Raw genomic sequence first — 17,562 nt, forward strand, 5'->3', positions numbered from 1 at the left:
CCGCTGATGACGAACGGTCAGGATGGTGAGTTGTTCGAACGTTTTCGCCGATCGCTGCCATTCGCCTGATCGGTCTCCATCGCTGCGCGTGCGGCTTTCAGCATCGTCCCAGGTTGGATCTGGACATCGCCCGCTCCGAGCGCGACCACGCGACCAGCGCGCCGATCCCGAGCAGCGCGAGGCACACGATCGGCACGATCATCGGGCCGAACGCGGTGCCCGTCACCTTGCCCGCGAACGGCATCAGGTTCTGGCTGAAGAAGCCGCCGAGGTTGCCGATCGAGTTGATCGCCGCGACGCTCGCCGCCGCACGCGCGCCGGTGAAGTAGCGCGGCGGCATCGACCAGAAGCACGGATACAGCAGCGGGATGCACGCACCGCCGAGCACGAGCGCGATGAAGCGCAACGGCGTCGACGGCAGCACGAGGCTCAGCAGGAAGCCGAGCGCACCGAGCGCCGCGACGATCGCGATCGTGCGCAGGATGCTCTTCGCGCGGCGCAGCTTCGACGGCAGCCACAGCAGCAGCAATACCGCGAGCGCCCACGGCAGCATGCTCAACAAGCCGTTCGTGCTGCTCGACACGCCGAACGACTTGACGATCGTCGGCAGCCAGTACGTGACGCCGTACAACGACGTCGACATCAGCATGTAGGTCGCCGCGAACAGCATCACGCGCGGATCGAGTAGCGCCTTCCACGGCTGGGCATGTTCTGCCTGCACCGGCTTCTCGCGTTCGAGCGCGGCCGCGACGATCTGCTTCTCGCGTTCGTCGAGGAACGGCGCATCGCGGAACGACGCCGGCAGCACGCGAAACACGACGATCGCGACGATCACCGCCGGGATGCCCGTCGCCACGAACACCCACTGCCAGCCCGCGAGCCCCCACACGCCGTTCAGGCCCAGCAGCACGCCGCCGACCAGCGAGCCGAGCATGTTCGCGAGCGCGCTGCCCAGCGTGAAGATGCCGAGCACCTTCGCGCGGTAGCTCTGCGGAAACCACAGCGTCAGGTAATAGATCACGCCCGGATAGAAGCCGGCCTCCGCGATCCCGAGCAGGAAGCGCAGCGAACAGAACGCGGGCATCGACGTCGTGAAGCCCATCAGCACGGTGATGAGGCCCCACGTCAGCATGATCCGCGCAAGCCACACGCGTGCGCCATAGCGATGCAGCGCGAGCGTGCTCGGCACCTCGAACAGCAGGTAGCCGATGAAGAACAGCGACGACGCGAGACCGAACGCGGCCTCGGTCATCCCGAGGCTGTGCACCATCTGCAATTTCGCGAAGCCGACGTTCTGCCGGTCGATGAATGCGATCAGGAACATCACGACGAGGATGGGCAGCAGGCGCCGCGCCATCTTCGACATGATGCGCTGCTCTTCGGCGGACGCGGGGTCCAGGGTTTCGGTGGTATTCACTGCGGGCTCCTCCGTGAATCGGTTGCTTGTCGGTTGAATCGGCGCCGCGCGCGATGCACGCGCGGGCGCGGGGGTGTTCGATGAAATCGGGGTCCGGCGACGGACGGCGGCGATCAGCCGGTCCGGTAGTCGTCGAGCATCGGCGCGAACATCTCGTGCCACGCGCGCGGCTTCGCCTTGATCGTGCCGGCGAGATACAGGAATTCGACGTAGTCCATCAGCTGGTTCGGCCGCACCGAGAAACGCGTGTCCGGCGCGGCGAGCATCTGCATCACGTCGTCGTGCGACACGCCGACACCCGACGAGGCCGCATACAGCGCGGCCGCCGCGCGCGGGTCCTGCGCGATCAGGCGGTTCGCTTCGTCGAGCGCGCCGAGAAATGCCGAGGCCAGCGCGGGCTCCGTATCGACGAGCCGCTTCGGCGCGAACACGACGTCGAGCGTCAGCGGGCCGAGCACGTCGACCGAATTCACGACGCGATGAATGCCCGGCTGCCGCAACTCGAGGGTCGAGAACGGCGGTGACGTGAAGTGCGCCGTGACGCCGTTCTCGCGGCGGATCAGCGCCTGCATCGCTTGCGGATGCGGCAGGTTCACGGTGATCGAATCGAGTTGCGCGAAATGCTTCGCGCCGAGCTGGCGGCTCGCGACCATCTGCAGCACGACCGCCGACAGCGACGTGCGGATGCCCGGTACGGCGATCCGGTCGGACGGCGTGAAGTCGCGCAGCGACGCGAGACCCGGCCGATTCGCATTGAGCGACAGCGACGTCGTGGACAATCCGCTGATGCCGATCACCTCGACGTTCGGAATCCCCCGTGCCCGCGCCCACAGCTCGATGAAGCCCGGCGCGCCGGCGCCCGCGAAATCGAGCGTGCCGGCCATCATCGCGTCGTTGACGGAATTGCCGCCGTCGAGCAGCACCCAGTCGACCGCGACCTCGCGCACGCCGTGCCGCGCCGCGTGCTGCTCGAACAAGCGCTGCTTCTCCATCACGAGCAGCGGCAGGTACAGCACGCCGTAGCCTTTCGAGATCCGCACCGTGCGCGGCTTCGCGCGCACCAGCGACGGTGCGGCAAGCATGCCGAGGCCGGCGGCGAGCAACGCGCGGCGGCGGGGCGACGTCGTCATGCGCACGCCTGCGTACCGCGGGCGGCAAGCGACGACGCGGCAGCCCGCGTCAGGCTTCGCCGTGCATTCGGCCGCGCCTTCGTCGTGCCCGTGACATGCTGCATGTTGCCGTCTCCTCTGGTATTAATGCCGTCATCGCTCGTTCCGGCTGAACACAGGTTATCGAGCGAGTCTGAGAAAATGCTGACATCCCGGCCCCGGGAAAACCCCTAACTCATCTACCTGCAAACGGCACCATGCGCATTCTTGTCGTGGAGGACGATGCCGAAATCGGCGCGGCGATCCGCAGCCGCCTCGCGCGGCTCGGCCATGCCGTCGATCTCGAAACCGACGGCTCGACCGCGAACGGATTGCTGCGCGTCGAGCGCTTCGACCTCGTCGTGCTCGATGCGAACCTGCCCGGCCTCGACGGCTTCTCGGTGCTGCGCAACCTGCGCGCGTCGGGCAGCACGACGCCGGTGCTGCTCGTTACCGCACGTTCCGCGATCGACGACCGGGTGAGCGGCCTGGGCCTCGGCGCCGACGACTATCTCGTGAAGCCGTTCGACTACCGCGAGCTCGATGCGCGCGTGCAGGCGCTGCTGCGCCGCAACAGCGGCCATGCGAATGACGTGCTGACGCTCGGCGGCCTCGTGATCGACCGCAGCAGCCGGCTTGCCGAACTCGACGGCCAGCCGCTGTCGCTGTCGCGCCAGGAATTCGCGCTGCTCGAGATTCTCGCAAGCCGCCCGCAGCGGATCTTCTCCAAGGACGAACTGCTGAACCAGCTGTTCAGCTTCGGCAACGAGCCGACCGCGAACGCGGTCGAGCAGTACGTGACACGCGTGCGCAGGAAGCTGCAGGGCAGCTCGGTCGAGATCCGCACCGCGCGCGGGATGGGGTATCAGATTGCCGCGCATTGACTGGTTCCCGAAGACCCTGTTCGGGCGCACGCTGCTGTTCATCGCGCTCGTCGTCGCGACCGGCGCGCTCGCGCTCGCGGCGATCGCGCGCTACTACGCGGGCGTCGCCGCCGAACGCGCGTACGACCAGTTGCTCGCCGGCGCGTCGATCCAGGTCGCGGAGAACCTCTACGTGCAAGGCGGCGTGCTCGCGCTGAACCCGCCCGTCGCCGCGCTGTCGACGCTGTCGCGCTACGACCTCGTCTACTACAAGGTCGTCGATTCGCGCGGTGTCGTCGTGGCCGGCTACAACGATCTCGCGAGCCCCGCGACGCTCGCCGCCGCGAAACAGGGCCCCGCGTTCGCGAACGCCGTCTACCAGGGGCACCGAATCCGCACGGCGACCATCGCGCGCTACATGCCCGAGGAAAGCACGCCCGGCTGGGCGCTCGTGACCGTTGCGCAAACCACCAACGCGCGCCAGCAGCTCACGAACGACATGAGCATCAAGGTGTGGACGCTGATCCTGCTGATGAGCGTGCTCGCGATCGGCGCGAGCGGCCTCGCGATCCGGCGCGGCCTGCGCCCGCTCGCGCAGATCGGCACGCTCATCGCCGCGCGCGACCCGGCCGACCTGCGGCCCGTGGCCGTCGACACGCCGAGCGAGATCGACGCGATCATCGGCTCGATCAACGGGTTGATACACCGCCTGGCCGAGCGCATCAACGCAATGCAGCGCTTCATCGCCGACGCAGCGCACCAGATGCGCACACCGCTCGCGCGGCTCGACGCGCAGATCGAATTGCTCGACGGGGAATCCGATCCCGCGCGCCATGCGGCACGGCTCGACGCGCTGCGCGCGACCAGCGCGGACGTCGGCCGCCTCACGGGGCAGTTGCTCAATCATGCGATGGTGATTCATCGCACCGAGGTCGTGCCGCTGCAACCCGTCGAACTCGTCGCGCTCGCGAAGGACGTGCTCGGCCGCACGATTCCGCTCGCGGACACGCGCGATGTGGCCGTCGCGTTCGCGAGCGACGCCCCGCATGCGTGGATCGACGGCGATGCGATCAGTCTGCAAGAGGCGTTGTCGAACGTGCTGCACAACGCGCTGCTGCATGGACATGCAGACGATATCGTCGTGTCGGTCGCCAGCGCGGGCAACGCGGATCAAGCGGTGACGCTGACCGTCACCGACAACGGGCGGGGGATTCCGCGCGAGCATTGGGAGGCGGCATTGCAGCCGTTCGTCCGGATCGCGCCGGACGGCAGCGAGCGTCGAACCGGGTCGGGGCTCGGGCTCGCGATCGTGCAGGAAGTCATGAAAGCGCACGGCGGGCGCATCGGGTTCGCGTTTCCGGATGCCGGCGGGTTCGCGGTGGTGATGACGTTTCCGAGGGCGGCGACGCAGCGCGCAGGCAAAGCTTAGGTTACCGTATGATCTGACATACGACCGATCGAACGCCACATGGCGACAGACGCTCAGTCGTCGCTGTCGCGATCGTCGTCGGCATTGTGCCCCTCATGTCGCGCCACCAGCCGGTCCATACTGGCGGCCGCAGAACGGCCACCACAACGTGTCGACGTCGGCGCGTTTCCTGACATCCGCAGCATCGCAACTTCAGCAATAGCAATGCAACTGGATAGCTACGCCTTGTGCGTCGACAGCAGAATGCTCGTCTCGGTACTCGCGATGCCGTCGATCAGCCGGATCGCGCCGAGCACGCGATCGAAATGCTCGAGCGAATCGGCATGCAGCTCGGCGACGAGATCCCAGCGGCCGTTGGTGCTGTGGATCGACGCTACATTCGGATGCCCGCGCAGCACCTTCACCACCTCGGCGCCGCGATTGCCCTGCACCGCGATCGACATCAGCGCGCGGATCCGGTGCCGTTCGGCCGCCGGCTTGAGCCGTACCGTATAACCGACGATCACGCCGTTTTTCTCCAGCCGCGTCAGCCGGTTCTGCACGGTCGCGCGCGCGACGCGCAATTCCTTCGCCAGGGCGACGACGGGCAGTCGCGCGTTGTCGCGCAGCAGCGCGATCAGCTGCCGGTCGACGTCGTCGAGCGTGATCATGAAGGGGCCTTCCTGTTGAGCGTGAACCGGCCGCCAGCGTGCCGGAGGCTGCGCATTCCGACCAGCGCGAACCGGGCAAACTGCCGGATATGGCTGGCATTTTGACAAGTCTATCGATAAATCTGCCACTTTTGCCGTCTTTTTGTTGGCTCGACTCCCGGAAATAATGACTCCATCGACCGGCCGAATACGCCGTGCCGCCGCTTTTCAGCAAGCCCGCGCCCGCACCGAAGCATCGCCCGGTCGACCGGAATGCCAGGACACCCGTACCGGCAAAGACAATGGAGACAGACCGATGACTCGCTTCCTCGACGTTCCCGCCACCGCCCGCCTGATCGCCAAAACCGGCGTCACGACGTTCCTGCGCGAACTCGTCGACACGCTGCGCGCCGATTACCTGCAGTGGGCCGATTTCGACAAGTCGCCGCGCGTCGCATGCCACTCGCGCGACGGCGTGATCGAACTGATGCCCGTCGCGAACGCGTCGCTGTTCGCGTTCAAATATGTGAACGGCCACCCCGTCAACGCGACGCGCGGGATGCACACGGTGATGGCATTCGGCGCGCTCGCCGAAGTCGATACCGGCTACCCGCTGCTGCTCGCCGAACTCACGCTGACGACCGCGCTGCGCACGGCCGCCACGTCGGTGCTCGCCGCGCAGGGTCTCGCACGCCCCGACTCGCGCACGATGGCACTGATCGGCAACGGCGCGCAGAGCGAATTCCAGGCGATCGCGTTCCACACGCTGCTCGGCATCGACGAAATCCGCGTGTTCGACGTCGATCCGCTCGCGACCGACAAGCTCGTGCAGAACCTCGCCGCATACCCTGAATTGCGCGTCGTGCGCGCCGCATCGACCGCCGACGCCGTGCGCGGCGCCGACATCGTGACGACCGTCACCGCCGACAAGGCGTACGCGACGATCGTCACGGCCGACATGATCGAGCCCGGCATGCACCTGAACGCGGTCGGCGGCGATTGCCCCGGCAAGACCGAGCTTGAAGCGGGCGTGCTGCAGGCGGGCCGCGTGTTCGTCGAATTCGAGCCGCAGTCGCGCATCGAAGGCGAGATCCAGCAGATGCCGGCCGACTTCCCTGTCACCGAACTGTGGCGCGTGCTGCAACGCGAAACGACCGGCCGCGAACGCGCGGACGAAGTCACCGTGTTCGACTCGGTCGGCTTCGCGCTGGAGGACTACTCGGCGCTGCGCTACCTGTACGCGCTCGCGCAGCAGCACAACGCGGGGGTCGAGATCGCGCTGATTCCGCCGGCCGTCGACCCGAAGAACCTGTTCGCGCTGATCGACGACCCGGCCGCGATCGCGCAGGGTCACGCGGCGTTCGTCACCGAAGCCGTCGCCGCATTCGCGCGCTGACCGTCAACGCCGGGCGGCCCGTGCGCTGCCCGGTTCCCTGCCTTTCGCTCCTGCCTTCCATGAATCTCGTATCGATCCAGGCGCCGGCCGCCGTCGTGATGATCCGGCCGCACCGTTTCCTGCCGAACCCGCAGACCGCGGCCGACAACGCGTTCCAGCGCACGGCCGGGGGCGGCTCGACCGACACGTCGTCGGTGTCCGCCGCCGCACGCGACGAAGTCACGGCCGCCGCGCAGACGCTCGCCGATGCGGGCGTGCGCGTGCACGTGTTCGACGACCACGGCGAGCACGACACGCCCGATTCCGTGTTCCCGAACAACTGGTTCTCGACGCATCCGGGCGGCCACGTCGCGCTGTATCCGATGCACAGCCCGAACCGCCGCCGCGAGCGGCGTGCGGACATCGTCGAAATGCTGAAGGCCGAGTATCGCGTGCAGGACGTGATCGACTATTCGGGTCTCGAATACGACGACGTGTTCCTGGAAGGCACCGGCGCGATGGTGCTCGACCACGTCGCGCGGATCGCCTATACCGCGCGGTCGCGCCGTGCCGATCCGGTCGCGCTCGAACGCTTCTGCACGCATTTCAATTTCGAGCCGATCTGCTTCGATACGGCCGACGCCGATGGACGCCCGATCTATCACACGAACGTGATGATGAGCGTCGCGACGGAGTTCGCGATGGTCGGCCTCGACCTGATCGCCGACGGCCGGCGCCGCGTCGAGATCGCGCAACGCCTGACCGAAACGGGACGTGCGGTGATCGCCCTCGATCAGTCGCAGATCGCGAATTTCGCAGGCAATACGCTGGAATTGTCGGGAAGCAACGGGCGCGTGCTTGCGCTGTCGCGACGCGCGTTCGATTGCCTCACACCTGACCAGCGTGCGGTGATCGAGCGCTCCGCGCGGCTGCTGCCGCTCGACGTGCCGACGATCGAACTGGCCGGCGGATCGGTGCGCTGCATGCTCGCGGGGATTCATCTCGCGCGGCGGGCGGCCGCGCCGGATGCGATCGCCGCGGAGTCGGCCGCATTGCCACGCGAGACGACGCCGCCTATCTGACCGACAGGCTCACAAAGCGCAAACGGCTGCCGATGCGATGCAACGGCAGCCGTTTTTTTGTTCGAAGGGCATTGAATCGGCGCGCGTCAGCCCGCATCGGCAACGCCGCGAAATGCTCCGGTATCCGAACGATACCGGAGCACATCGCGCCACTCACCCGGCCAGCAGCTTCAACCCGGCCGGCAGCGTTTCGCCGAACACGCGCGCCGTGTCGGCTTCGTCGAACGCGATCGCTTCGCGCACCATGTCGATCCATGCCGTCGACGCATTCGCGGCCGACAGACGCTTGATCACCGCGTCGCGCGTATCGTCCGGCAGGTCGCGTGAACGGTCGCCCGTCATCCGGGCAATCTGCGCGGCCGCGAACGCGGCCGGCTCGACCTGCTTCCAGTCGAGCGCGAACAGCGCGTCGAGCCAGCCATTGGCGACTTCCGCAGGCACGACGCTGTGCGCGCTGCCATAGAACGGCCGGCGCGCACCGATGCGCCCGAGCGCCCACGCACACAGCGCGCGCTCGGCCGGCTTCTGCAATTGCGCGATCAGGCGCTCGGCCAGCTCGACCTTGCGCTCGACGGGCAATCGTTCGAGCGACGCGGACAGCCGCGTCATGTCGGCCGGGCCGACCTTGCCCGGATCGAACGGCAGCTTGCGCCGCTTGTCGTCGGACGGTTCGAGGAACGCGATCGCGTCGCGCACCTGCGTCTGCGCATCGTCGTCGAGGCCGCCGGCCACGCGCCGCCACAGCGTCCACCACTCGGACCACACCTGCCCGTCGTTCACGTATTGAATGCCGTCGTCGAACAGCGGCCACAGCTGCTCGATGCGCCATGCGTCGAGCGGATGGCCGAAGCCCGGGCGCAGGCAATAACCGGCGAGGTTCAGCCACGCGCGTTCGTGATCGGCCGAGCGACGGCGGCGCCGCGCCCGCGCAAGCAGCGCGTCGAACAGTTCGCGCGCGAGCGCGACGTCCCACTCTTCGCGCGGGCCGAGCACCTGTTCGAGCTGCGCGCGCAACCGGCGCGTGTCCTTCGGCGTGACGTCCGCGGCCTTGCTGCCGAACGAGCGCTCGATCAGTTCGATCGCGTGGTCGAGACGCGGATGCCGCGCGGATGCATCGTCGCCGCCGTGCGCCGGCGCGTCGCCGCGCAACTGGAATTCGAGCCGCCAGCGGCGTGCCGCGTCGTCGGTCGCGATGCAATGCATTTCGAGCGTGCCGACCTCGGTCAGCGACGCGGTGAGCTTCACCGGCGTTTCGCGCGCATCGCTGCCCGCCTGCCGCTCGACGACCGTCGCGATCGGCGGCAGCCGCACGAAATCGCCGCCGTCGAGTGCGACGAGATCGCCGGGCCGGTACGCGGTGTCGGCCACCGTCGACACGAGGTGGAAACGCACCGGCTGCCCGAGCTGCAGCGCGAAGGTACGATCCTCCAGCCGGATCTCGCGGCCCTCTTCCGCTCCGCGCGGCAGCAGGCAGACACCGCGCGCGGCTGCGTCGCCGGCGCCGTCGTCCAGCACGAGGAAATAGCTGCGCGCGGAACCGCCGCCGATGCGCGGCGCATGCCCGGCGCGCGCGAGGCCATACGCCACCGCGCCGCGCGCGACGGCCACGTCCGGATGCGCGTTGTGCAGCACGTCGAGCGGCGCGCCGCGCCACGCGCCGAGCGTCTGCGCGAGACGGCCCGCGAGCGCGCCCGCACGGAACACGCCGCCGTTGAGCAGCAGCGTGTCGGGCAGCGGGCCTTCCGCGTGACGGTTCAGGAACGCGGCGACGTGCCGCGTGACGGCAGGGTCGCTCGCATACGGCAACCCGAATTCGACGATCGCCGCCCGCGCGCGGCGCGGCAGTTCGCCGGCCTCGACCTGCGGAAAGAAACCGTCGACGACGATCTGTTCGACTTCCTGCCGTGTCAGTTCGGCCGAACGTGCACCGCCGACGAGCTTGCTGCCCGCGCCGAGCAGCGTGACGGTGACGGACGCCGGTGCATCGTCGCCGAGCAGCCGCTCCTTCGCGGCACGGCAGCGCTCGACGAGCTGCGACAGGCTCGCGGCCGACAGCCGCGTGCCGGGCTCGGTCAGCCGCGTTTCGACCAGGCGCGCAAGCGCGAGGTCCATGTTGTCGCCGCCGAGCATCAGGTGATTGCCGACGCCGACGCGCGTAAAGGTCGGCTCGCCGCCGTCGCCCGGTGCGACATCGACGAGCGTGAGATCGGTCGTGCCGCCGCCGACGTCGCAGATCAGCACGCGCCGCGCGTCGGCGAACGTGTCGCGCAGCGTTTCGCGCCGGCCGTACAGCCAGTCGTAGAACGCGGCCTGCGGCTCTTCCAGCAGCCGCAGCGCGGGCAGCTTCGCGCGCCGCGCGGCCTCGACCGTCAACGCGCGCGCGCCGTCGTCGAACGACGCGGGCACCGTCAGGATCACGTCCTGCTTCGCGAGCGGCGCATCGGGAAAACGGGCATCCCACGCGTCGCGCACATGCGCGAGATAGCTGGCGCTCGCGTCGACCGGCGACACCTTGTCGACGCCGTCGGCCGCGCCCCATGGCAGGATCGCGGCGAGCCGGTCGACCGATGCGTGCGACAGCCAGCTCTTCGCGCTCGTCACGAGCCGGCCCGGCACCTGCGCGCCGAGCGTGCGCGCATAGCGGCCGATCACGGGCGGCAGCGCGTCACCAGCGGCGCCGTCACGGCCGCCACCCGAACGGGCGGCCGCGTCGCGCGCGCCGGCCGCCTGCCACGGCAACCTCAGCGCGTCCGCCGCGAGCTCACCGGCCGCCGGGTGATAGCGCACCGACGGCAGCAGCGGCTGCGCGGCCACCGCGCCGGGGCCGACCAGTTGCTCGACGTCGAACACGCGGATCGCGTCGGAGCCGGCTTCGACGTACGCGACGACCGTATTGCTCGTGCCGAGGTCGATGCCGACCGTATAGCGCTTCATCGTGCTCAGGCGGCGCCGCGCACGTCGAACTCGACCTTCCAGCGCTCGTCCGTGCCGCTCGGGATCGCCTCGAGTTCGAGCGTGCCGGCTTCGGTCACGCGCGCATGCAGCTTCACGGGCACGATCTCGCCGACCGTGCGCCCTTCGGCGGGCAGCGTCGCCTGGATTTCCTCGAGTTCCTGAAGTTCTTCCGGCGACCAGTAATCGAGCAGCGTGCCGACCTGGTCCTGGCGGCGCACCGACGATCCGAAGAAGCGGAACTGCACCGGCTCGCCGACGACGAGGCCGAACTCCTGCGGCGGCAGCGCCGCGTCCGAGCCTTCCTCCATCCCGAACGGCGCGACGCACAGCGCCTGCACCGGCGGCTCCAGCCCCGGCACCGCGGGCATCGCCGACTCGATCGCGACGTAGTACGCACGCGCCGTGCCGCCGCGAATACGCACGCCACGGCCGCGCTTCACGTAACCGTAGTAAGCCGCGCCGCGCGCGACCGCCAGATCGAGATCGGCGCCTTCGAGCAGGCGGGCGGGCGGCGCGCCTTCGGCGGCGAGCCAGCTGTTGAGCGTATCGAGCACGCGTTGCGTGAGCAGCGTCGACTTGAACACGCCGCCGTTGAACAGCACGGCCGTCGGATGCAGGAACGTCGCGCCTTGCGGCAGCGTGCGCTGCACGCCTTCGAGCGTGTCGAGCGCCGCGACCTGGCGGCCGAGGAACGCCGCGAGATGGCGCGTGATGCCCGCGTCCTGCGCATACGGCAGGCCGAGTTGCGTCAGGCCGACGCGCGCGCGGCTCACCGGGCGCGCGGCCGCATCGACCTGCGGGAAGAAGCCTTCGAGGATCGTCTGCGTGAGTTCGGCGCGCGTGAGCTCCGTGCGGATCGAACCGCCGATCAGCTTCGAGCCGCGACTCGGCACGACGAGCGGCACCGCATCGGTCGTCGGGTCGGACAGCAGCGTTTCCTTCGCGGAGCGGCATGCGTAGGTCAGCGCACGCAGTTGCCACGGATCCGCCTGCGTGCCCTGCTGCGCGAGCTTGCGCGCGACCACGTGCGCGAGCGCGAGGTCCATGTTGTCGCCGCCGAGCAGGATGTGCTCGCCGACCGCCACGCGATGCAGTTCCAGGTTGCCTTCGCGCTCGACCACCGCGATCAGCGACAGGTCGGTCGTGCCGCCGCCAACGTCCACGCACAGGATCAGGTCGCCGACCTGCACCTGCTTGCGCCAGCCGCCTTCGCTCTTCTGGATCCAGCTGTAGAGCGCCGCCTGCGGCTCCTCGAGCAGCGTCATCCGCGAATAACCGGCGGCACGCGCGGCTTCCGCCGTCAGTTCGCGCGCGGCCGGGTCGAACGACGCGGGGATCGTGACCGTCACGTCCTGGTCGGCGAACGGCGCGTCGGGATGCGCGTGATCCCACGCTTCGCGCAGGTGCGTCAGATAACGGATCGAGCTTTCCAGCGGCGACACGCGCGACACTTCGGGCGGCGCATCGCTCGGCAGAATCGCCGCGCGGCGGTCGACGCCCGGGTGGCACAGCCAGCTCTTCGCGCTCGAGACGAGGCGGATTGGCGTGCCCGCGCCGCGAGTGCGCGCCATTTCGCCGACCGCGAAGCCGCGCGAGGCCGTCCACGGCAGCGTCAGGTCGCCCTGCGTCAGCTCGCTTTCATGCGGAAGATAGAGGAACGACGGCAGCAGGTCGCGCGACTCCAGCGCGCCGGGCGCGGTCAGCTGCGCGATCGGCAGCACCTGCTGCGTGATCTTTTCGCCGTCGCTCGCGGCGCTGTCGACGTACGACAGCGCGCAATGGGTCGTACCGAGGTCGATACCGATCGAATAGCGCGGATCGCTCACAGTTCCACCTCCGCCGGTGCAACCACCGATGCGTCGTGACTGCCCGTCAGCTTCGGCAGGCGCACGTCGGCCACGCGCCAGCCGCGATGGCTGACCGTACCCGTGAACGGCGCGGAACCGACCACGTTGCCCGTCACGCGCACGGCCGTCGCGTCGAAGCCGGCCGGCAGCGTCACGCGGCTGCCTTCGGCTTCATCGCGCACCGGCACGATCGTGAAGTGCTCGCGCAGCGCAGCGCGGCAGCCGTCGTGCACGAGGCGTGCGGCAGCGCCGATGTCGGCGTCCGCATAGCCGGCGATGTCTTCCTCGACGAAGTCGATGAAGCGCGCATCGCGCTGCAACAGGCCGAGCAGTTGCAGCGCGGCTTGCGGGCTCGCTTCGCGCAGCTCGGGGGCCGGAGCCTTCACGGGCGCGGGCGCCGGAGCCGCGGCGGGGGCCGGCGCAACCGGCGCCGGGGCGACCGGTGCCGGGGCGCCGTCGCGCACGCGCAGCACGCCGGCCGCGAACTCGCGGTTGCCGATCACGGAGAAGAACGTGCCGACGGCCAGCGACAGCCGGCCGAAGAAGGACAGGTTGGATTCGGGCATGGGGTCTGGACTCCTGTGGGCTCGCGACACGGCGAGCATCTTGCCTGGGCGCCCGGTGGCGGCGTGCGATTGCGCACTGCCGCCGCCCGGCGCATGATTCGGGCGCGCCCTCTCGGGTGCGGAAAACCCGTATTTTGCCCTGTGGCGGGCGAACCGGGCAGAAGTTGGGGGACAGAACGCGGCGGCGCGCGGGTTTCGCGCCGCGCCGGATGCGTCGGACTGCCGGCTACAGGGTGACGGTCGGGTGACGGTCGCGATGTTGCGGCGCGTCAGCGCGGCTTGCGGCGGCGCGCCGCCTTCGCCTCGAAATCGCGCGACAGCATGCCGAGCGTGACCTCCCCGAAGCGCGCAAGCAGCACCGCTTCGGCCTCCTTCAGCGTGGCCGACAGATGCGCGTTGACCGCCTGTTCGACCAGGCATTCGGGTGCATCCTCGGCCACCAGATCGGAAAATACCGGCGGCTCGCCCACCGCGCGATAGACGTCGAGCAGCGTGATGTCGTCGAGCGCGACGCTGAGCGCCCACCCGCCGCCATGCCCTTTCTCCGACTGCACGTAGCCGCAGTCGCGCAGCCCGCCGAGCAATCGCCGCACGACGACCGGATTCGTGCACAGCATCGCCGCGATCGCCTCCGACGTCAGCGGGCCGTCGGCCTGGTCCATGTGGATCAGCGCATGCAGCATGCGCGACAAACGGCTATCGGTTCTCACGGACGGTTGGCTCCCACTCTCGAAACTTATGAAGTTGCATGAATGATACCATCGGCCTATCATGCAACTTCTCGTGTTTCATGAGTTGGCCGCCATCGGAGCACGTTCTTCGCTTGATACGGATTCAGGAAAGGGGTGAACACATGCAGAGCCATCATGAAGTGATCGTGATCGGCGGCAGCTTTGCCGGGCTGTCGGCCGCGATGCAGCTCGCACGCGCGCGGCGCCGCGTGCTCGTGATCGATGCCGGGCGGCCGCGTAATCGTTTTGCCGAACATGCGCACGGATTTTTCGGGCAGGACGGCAAGCCGCCTGCGCAGATCGTCGCGGAAGCCGCCGCGCAACTCGCGACCTATCCGACCGTGCAGCGGATCGCCGGCGAGGCGCGCACCGCCGAGCGCGATGCGAACGGCCGCTTTCACGTGACACTGGCGGACGGCAGCCGTGCAAGCGCCGAGCGGCTGATCCTCGCGACCGGCATCCGCGACGAACTGCCCGCGCTGCCGGGGCTCGCGGAACGCTGGGGCGTCACCGTGCTGCATTGTCCGTATTGCCATGGCTACGAGGTGTCGGGCCGGCAACTCGGCGTGCTGGCGACGCATCCGCTTTCCGTGCATCAGGCGATCCTGATTCCGGACTGGGGACCGACGACGTGGTTCACGCAACGCGTAGTCGAAGCGAACGAGGAGGAAGCCGCATTGCTCGCCGCGCGAGGCGTGCGTATCGAACGGTCGCCGGTCGTCGAGATCCTCGGCGAAGCGCCGCGGATCGACGCGCTGCGGCTCGCCGACGGGAAAGTCGTGCCGATCGATGCGTTGTTCATCGGCGCGCGCACGGAGATGGCGAGCGATCTCGCCCGACAGCTCGGCTGTGCGTTCGACGACGGGCCGCTGGGCACGGCGATTCGCGTCGATACGTGGAAGCAGACGAGCGTTCCCGGTGTGTTCGCGGCCGGCGATGCGTCGAGCCTGATGACGAATGCGACGTTCGCGTCGGCATCCGGCGTCGCGGCCGGCGTGGGCGCGCATCGGTCGTTGATTTTCGGGCTCGACGCGTGAAGTGAACGAAGCGGCGTGCGGGGTGACGCAGCGTCATCCCGCTTTCCCTGCGCGATGGCCCGGTCAACGCCAACCCCGTTCGCCGGGCAGGCATTCCCGCACGTCGATCCTCACAAACGCTTGTCGATATCCGAACATGCGTCGATGGATTCATCATGCGATGTGGTGTTTAATGCTCAGCAACATCAGCATTAAAAGATACGAAATGCTCGACCTCGACGATCTTCGACTCGTGCGCGCGATCGGCGCGTCGCACTCGTTGGCATCCGCCGCGCGCCTGCTCGACCTCACCCCGCCCGCGGTCACGATCCGCCTGCAGCGGATGGAGGCGCGACTCAATGTCCGGCTCGCCGTGCGGCGGCCGAAAGGGATCGCATTGACCGACGAGGGTCAGCGGCTGTACCAGGAAGCCGTCGGGATTCTCGAGCGCGTCGAGGCACTGCCGGCCAACATCTCCGGCGATCACGGCGACGTGCAGGGCACGCTGCGCGTCGTCGCGCCGTTCGGCTTCGGGCGCAAGTACGTCGCGCGGATCGTGCGTGACGTGCAACGCGCGCATCCGAAGCTCGAAATCTCGCTGCACCTGTCGGAGAGTCCGCTGACCAGCGCGTCGGGGGCCGACGTGGTCGTCCATGTCGGCAGCCTGAAGTCGTCGTCGTGGATCGGCTATCCGCTCGCGCCCAACGAGCGCTTCCTGTGCGCGAGCCCCGGTTACGCGCGGCGCATCAACGAACTGGACCATCCGTCCGATCTCGCCCGCTACGACTGCCTGTGCCTGCGCGAAAACGACGAGGACGTTCCGCGCTGGCGCTTCTCGCAAGCCGGCGATGGCAAGGGCGAATCCAGGCGATCGGCGGTGATTCGCGTCACGGGCGCGCTTTCGTCGAACGACGGCACCGTCATCACCGACTGGGCACTGGCCGGGCTCGGCATCGTCGAACGCTCCGAGTGGGACGTCGCGCCGCTGCTGGCCAGCGGCAAGCTGGTCAGGCTGCTGCCCGACTGGCATCTGCCGCCCGCGCCAGTGACCGCGCTGCTGCCGTCGCGCACCGGCCGCTCCGCGCGACAACGGGTCTTCCTCGAAGCCGCGACGCGATTTTTCGATCCGCCGCCGTGGCGCGGCAAGGCATGAGCGGCTTCCCGCGATTAAATCGCGCTTAATGATCAATTTGGCACACGTTAAACACGCTGCTGGCCAAACACCCTACAGTGTTCGCTGTCGGCAAACCACCGAGGCAACGCACCATGGGCATCCCGCTTCCGAATACCCCCGCCGCATTGATCGACGTCGGTCGCATGCGTCATAACATCGCGCGCATGCAGGCGCATCTGGACGCGCTCGGCGTCAGGTTCCGGCCGCACGTGAAGACCACCAAATGCCAGCATGTCGTCGACGCGCAGATCGCGGCCGGTGCGCAGGGCATCACGGTGTCGACGCTTAAGGAGGCCGAACAATTCTTCGCGGGCGGCGTACGCGACATCGTCTATGCGGTCGGGATGATTCCCGCCAGGCTCGGCCAGGCGCTCGCGCTGCGCCGGCAGGGCTGCGACCTGAAGATCGTCGCCGACAGCCTGCAGACCGCGCACGCCATCGCCGAATTCGGGCGCGAGCACGGCGAGCGCTTCGAAGTCTGGATCGAGGTCGACGTCGACGGTCACCGCTCGGGGATCGTGCCCGACGACGACCTGCTGATCGACGTCGGCCGCGCGCTGGTCGACGGCGGGATGACGCTCGGCGGCGTGCTCGCGCATGCGGGCTCCAGCTACGACTACGACACCCGCGACGCGCTGGTCGCGATCGCCGAACAGGAGCGCAGCCGGACCGTGCGCGCCGCGGAGCGCCTCAGGGCCGCGGGGTTGCCCTGCCCGATCGTGAGCATCGGTTCGACGCCGACCGCGTTGTCCGCGGAGCACCTCGACGGCGTGACGGAAGTCCGCGCGGGCGTGTACGTGCTGTTCGACCTCGTGATGCACAACGTCGGTGTGTGCGCGCTGTCCGACATCGCGCTGTCGGTGCTGACCACCGTCATCGGACACCAGGAAGAAAAAGGCTGGGCCATCGTCGACGCGGGCTGGATGGCGATGAGCCGCGATCGCGGCACGCAGCGGCAGGCGCGGGATTTCGGCTACGGGCAGGTGTGTACCGAAGACGGTGAAGTGCTCGGCGAGTACGTGATGAGCGCGGCCAACCAGGAGCACGGCATCGTGTCTCGCGCGGGAATGGCCGACACCGCGATCGCAAAGCGGTTTCCGATCGGCACCCGTTTGCGGATCCTCCCGAACCATGCATGCGCGACCGGTGCGCAGCACCCGGAATACCACGCGCTGGGCAGCGACGGCACCGTGCAGACCTGGCCGCGCTTCTACGGATGGTAGGACACCTGAAGGCGACGACCAGTGCAGCGACGCATGTCGAACGACGAAACCGGCCACCGCACCCTCGCCCGATCGGAATTGACTATTTTTCCAAAACTATACAAACT

Annotated in this window: 14 protein-coding genes; 7 read left to right on the forward strand and 7 right to left on the reverse strand. The window is 68.6% G+C overall.

The window, feature by feature from the left end:
• Nucleotides 1-97: 97 nt before the first annotated feature.
• Together BTE28158_RS24305 and BTE28158_RS24310 are read right to left on the reverse strand one after the other, a co-directional pair.
• A complete protein-coding gene (locus BTE28158_RS24305; protein ID WP_151049970.1) occupies nt 98-1,417 on the reverse strand; it encodes an MFS transporter in 1,320 nt (439 codons plus the stop codon).
• A gap of 113 nt (nt 1,418-1,530) precedes the next feature.
• Nucleotides 1,531-2,547, reverse strand: a complete 1,017-nt coding sequence (locus BTE28158_RS24310; RefSeq protein WP_059601225.1) for an ABC transporter substrate-binding protein — start codon at nt 2,545-2,547, stop codon at nt 1,531-1,533.
• A 236-nt stretch (nt 2,548-2,783) separates the two neighbouring features.
• On the opposite strand from BTE28158_RS24310, the gene BTE28158_RS24315 reads away from it, so the two are divergent.
• Both BTE28158_RS24315 and BTE28158_RS24320 read left to right on the forward strand, forming a co-directional pair.
• On the forward strand, nt 2,784-3,449 hold the full coding sequence (locus BTE28158_RS24315) for a response regulator transcription factor (protein WP_124901449.1): 666 nt from the start codon (nt 2,784-2,786) through the stop codon (nt 3,447-3,449).
• Nucleotides 3,436-4,857, forward strand: a complete 1,422-nt coding sequence (locus tag BTE28158_RS24320; protein ID WP_151049973.1) for a sensor histidine kinase — start codon at nt 3,436-3,438, stop codon at nt 4,855-4,857. Before BTE28158_RS24315 ends, BTE28158_RS24320 begins: the two co-directional genes overlap by 14 nt.
• A 218-nt stretch (nt 4,858-5,075) precedes the next feature.
• Here the strand turns inward: BTE28158_RS24320 and BTE28158_RS24325 are convergent, their stop codons facing one another.
• Complete coding sequence (locus BTE28158_RS24325) at nt 5,076-5,507, reverse strand: Lrp/AsnC family transcriptional regulator (RefSeq protein WP_006753967.1); 432 nt, start codon at nt 5,505-5,507, stop codon at nt 5,076-5,078.
• A gap of 295 nt (nt 5,508-5,802) precedes the next feature.
• On the opposite strand from BTE28158_RS24325, the gene ocd reads away from it, so the two are divergent.
• Together ocd and ctlX are read left to right on the forward strand one after the other, a co-directional pair.
• Nucleotides 5,803-6,882 carry an ornithine cyclodeaminase gene (gene ocd / locus BTE28158_RS24330; RefSeq protein ID WP_124901451.1) on the forward strand — a complete coding sequence of 360 codons (1,080 nt, stop codon included), beginning with the start codon at nt 5,803-5,805 and terminating at the stop codon, nt 6,880-6,882.
• 59 nt (nt 6,883-6,941) lie between these two features.
• A complete protein-coding gene (ctlX, locus tag BTE28158_RS24335) occupies nt 6,942-7,943 on the forward strand; it encodes a citrulline utilization hydrolase CtlX (RefSeq protein WP_151049975.1) in 1,002 nt (333 codons plus the stop codon).
• 153 nt (nt 7,944-8,096) lie between these two features.
• Here the strand turns inward: ctlX and BTE28158_RS24340 are convergent, their stop codons facing one another.
• From BTE28158_RS24340 to BTE28158_RS24355, 4 genes are all read right to left on the reverse strand, one after another.
• Complete coding sequence (locus BTE28158_RS24340) at nt 8,097-10,877, reverse strand: Hsp70 family protein (RefSeq protein WP_174920142.1); 2,781 nt, start codon at nt 10,875-10,877, stop codon at nt 8,097-8,099.
• Nucleotides 10,878-10,882: 5 nt separating this feature from the next.
• On the reverse strand, nt 10,883-12,724 hold the full coding sequence (locus BTE28158_RS24345; protein WP_124901453.1) for an Hsp70 family protein: 1,842 nt from the start codon (nt 12,722-12,724) through the stop codon (nt 10,883-10,885).
• A complete protein-coding gene (locus tag BTE28158_RS24350; protein ID WP_151050801.1) occupies nt 12,721-13,311 on the reverse strand; it encodes a DUF2760 domain-containing protein in 591 nt (196 codons plus the stop codon). The genes BTE28158_RS24345 and BTE28158_RS24350 overlap by 4 nt, the downstream gene beginning before the upstream one ends.
• A 269-nt stretch (nt 13,312-13,580) precedes the next feature.
• The gene (locus BTE28158_RS24355) at nt 13,581-14,021 is read right to left on the reverse strand and encodes an RrF2 family transcriptional regulator (RefSeq protein ID WP_059601208.1); all 441 of its coding nucleotides are present in this window, start codon (nt 14,019-14,021) and stop codon (nt 13,581-13,583) included.
• 143 nt (nt 14,022-14,164) lie between these two features.
• Here BTE28158_RS24355 and BTE28158_RS24360 point away from each other — a divergent pair, with 143 nt between their 5' ends.
• From BTE28158_RS24360 to BTE28158_RS24370, 3 genes are all read left to right on the forward strand, one after another.
• Nucleotides 14,165-15,079, forward strand: a complete 915-nt coding sequence (locus BTE28158_RS24360) for an NAD(P)/FAD-dependent oxidoreductase (RefSeq protein ID WP_151050803.1) — start codon at nt 14,165-14,167, stop codon at nt 15,077-15,079.
• 205 nt (nt 15,080-15,284) lie between these two features.
• Nucleotides 15,285-16,211 (forward strand): LysR family transcriptional regulator, encoded by a 927-nt coding sequence (locus BTE28158_RS24365; protein WP_124901455.1) that lies wholly within the window; start codon nt 15,285-15,287, stop codon nt 16,209-16,211.
• 113 nt (nt 16,212-16,324) lie between these two features.
• Nucleotides 16,325-17,455 (forward strand): DSD1 family PLP-dependent enzyme, encoded by a 1,131-nt coding sequence (locus BTE28158_RS24370; protein WP_124620760.1) that lies wholly within the window; start codon nt 16,325-16,327, stop codon nt 17,453-17,455.
• Nucleotides 17,456-17,562 lie beyond the last annotated feature (107 nt).

The sequence above is a fragment of the Burkholderia diffusa genome (assembly GCF_902499115.1).
Classification (GTDB): domain Bacteria; phylum Pseudomonadota; class Gammaproteobacteria; order Burkholderiales; family Burkholderiaceae; genus Burkholderia; species Burkholderia diffusa.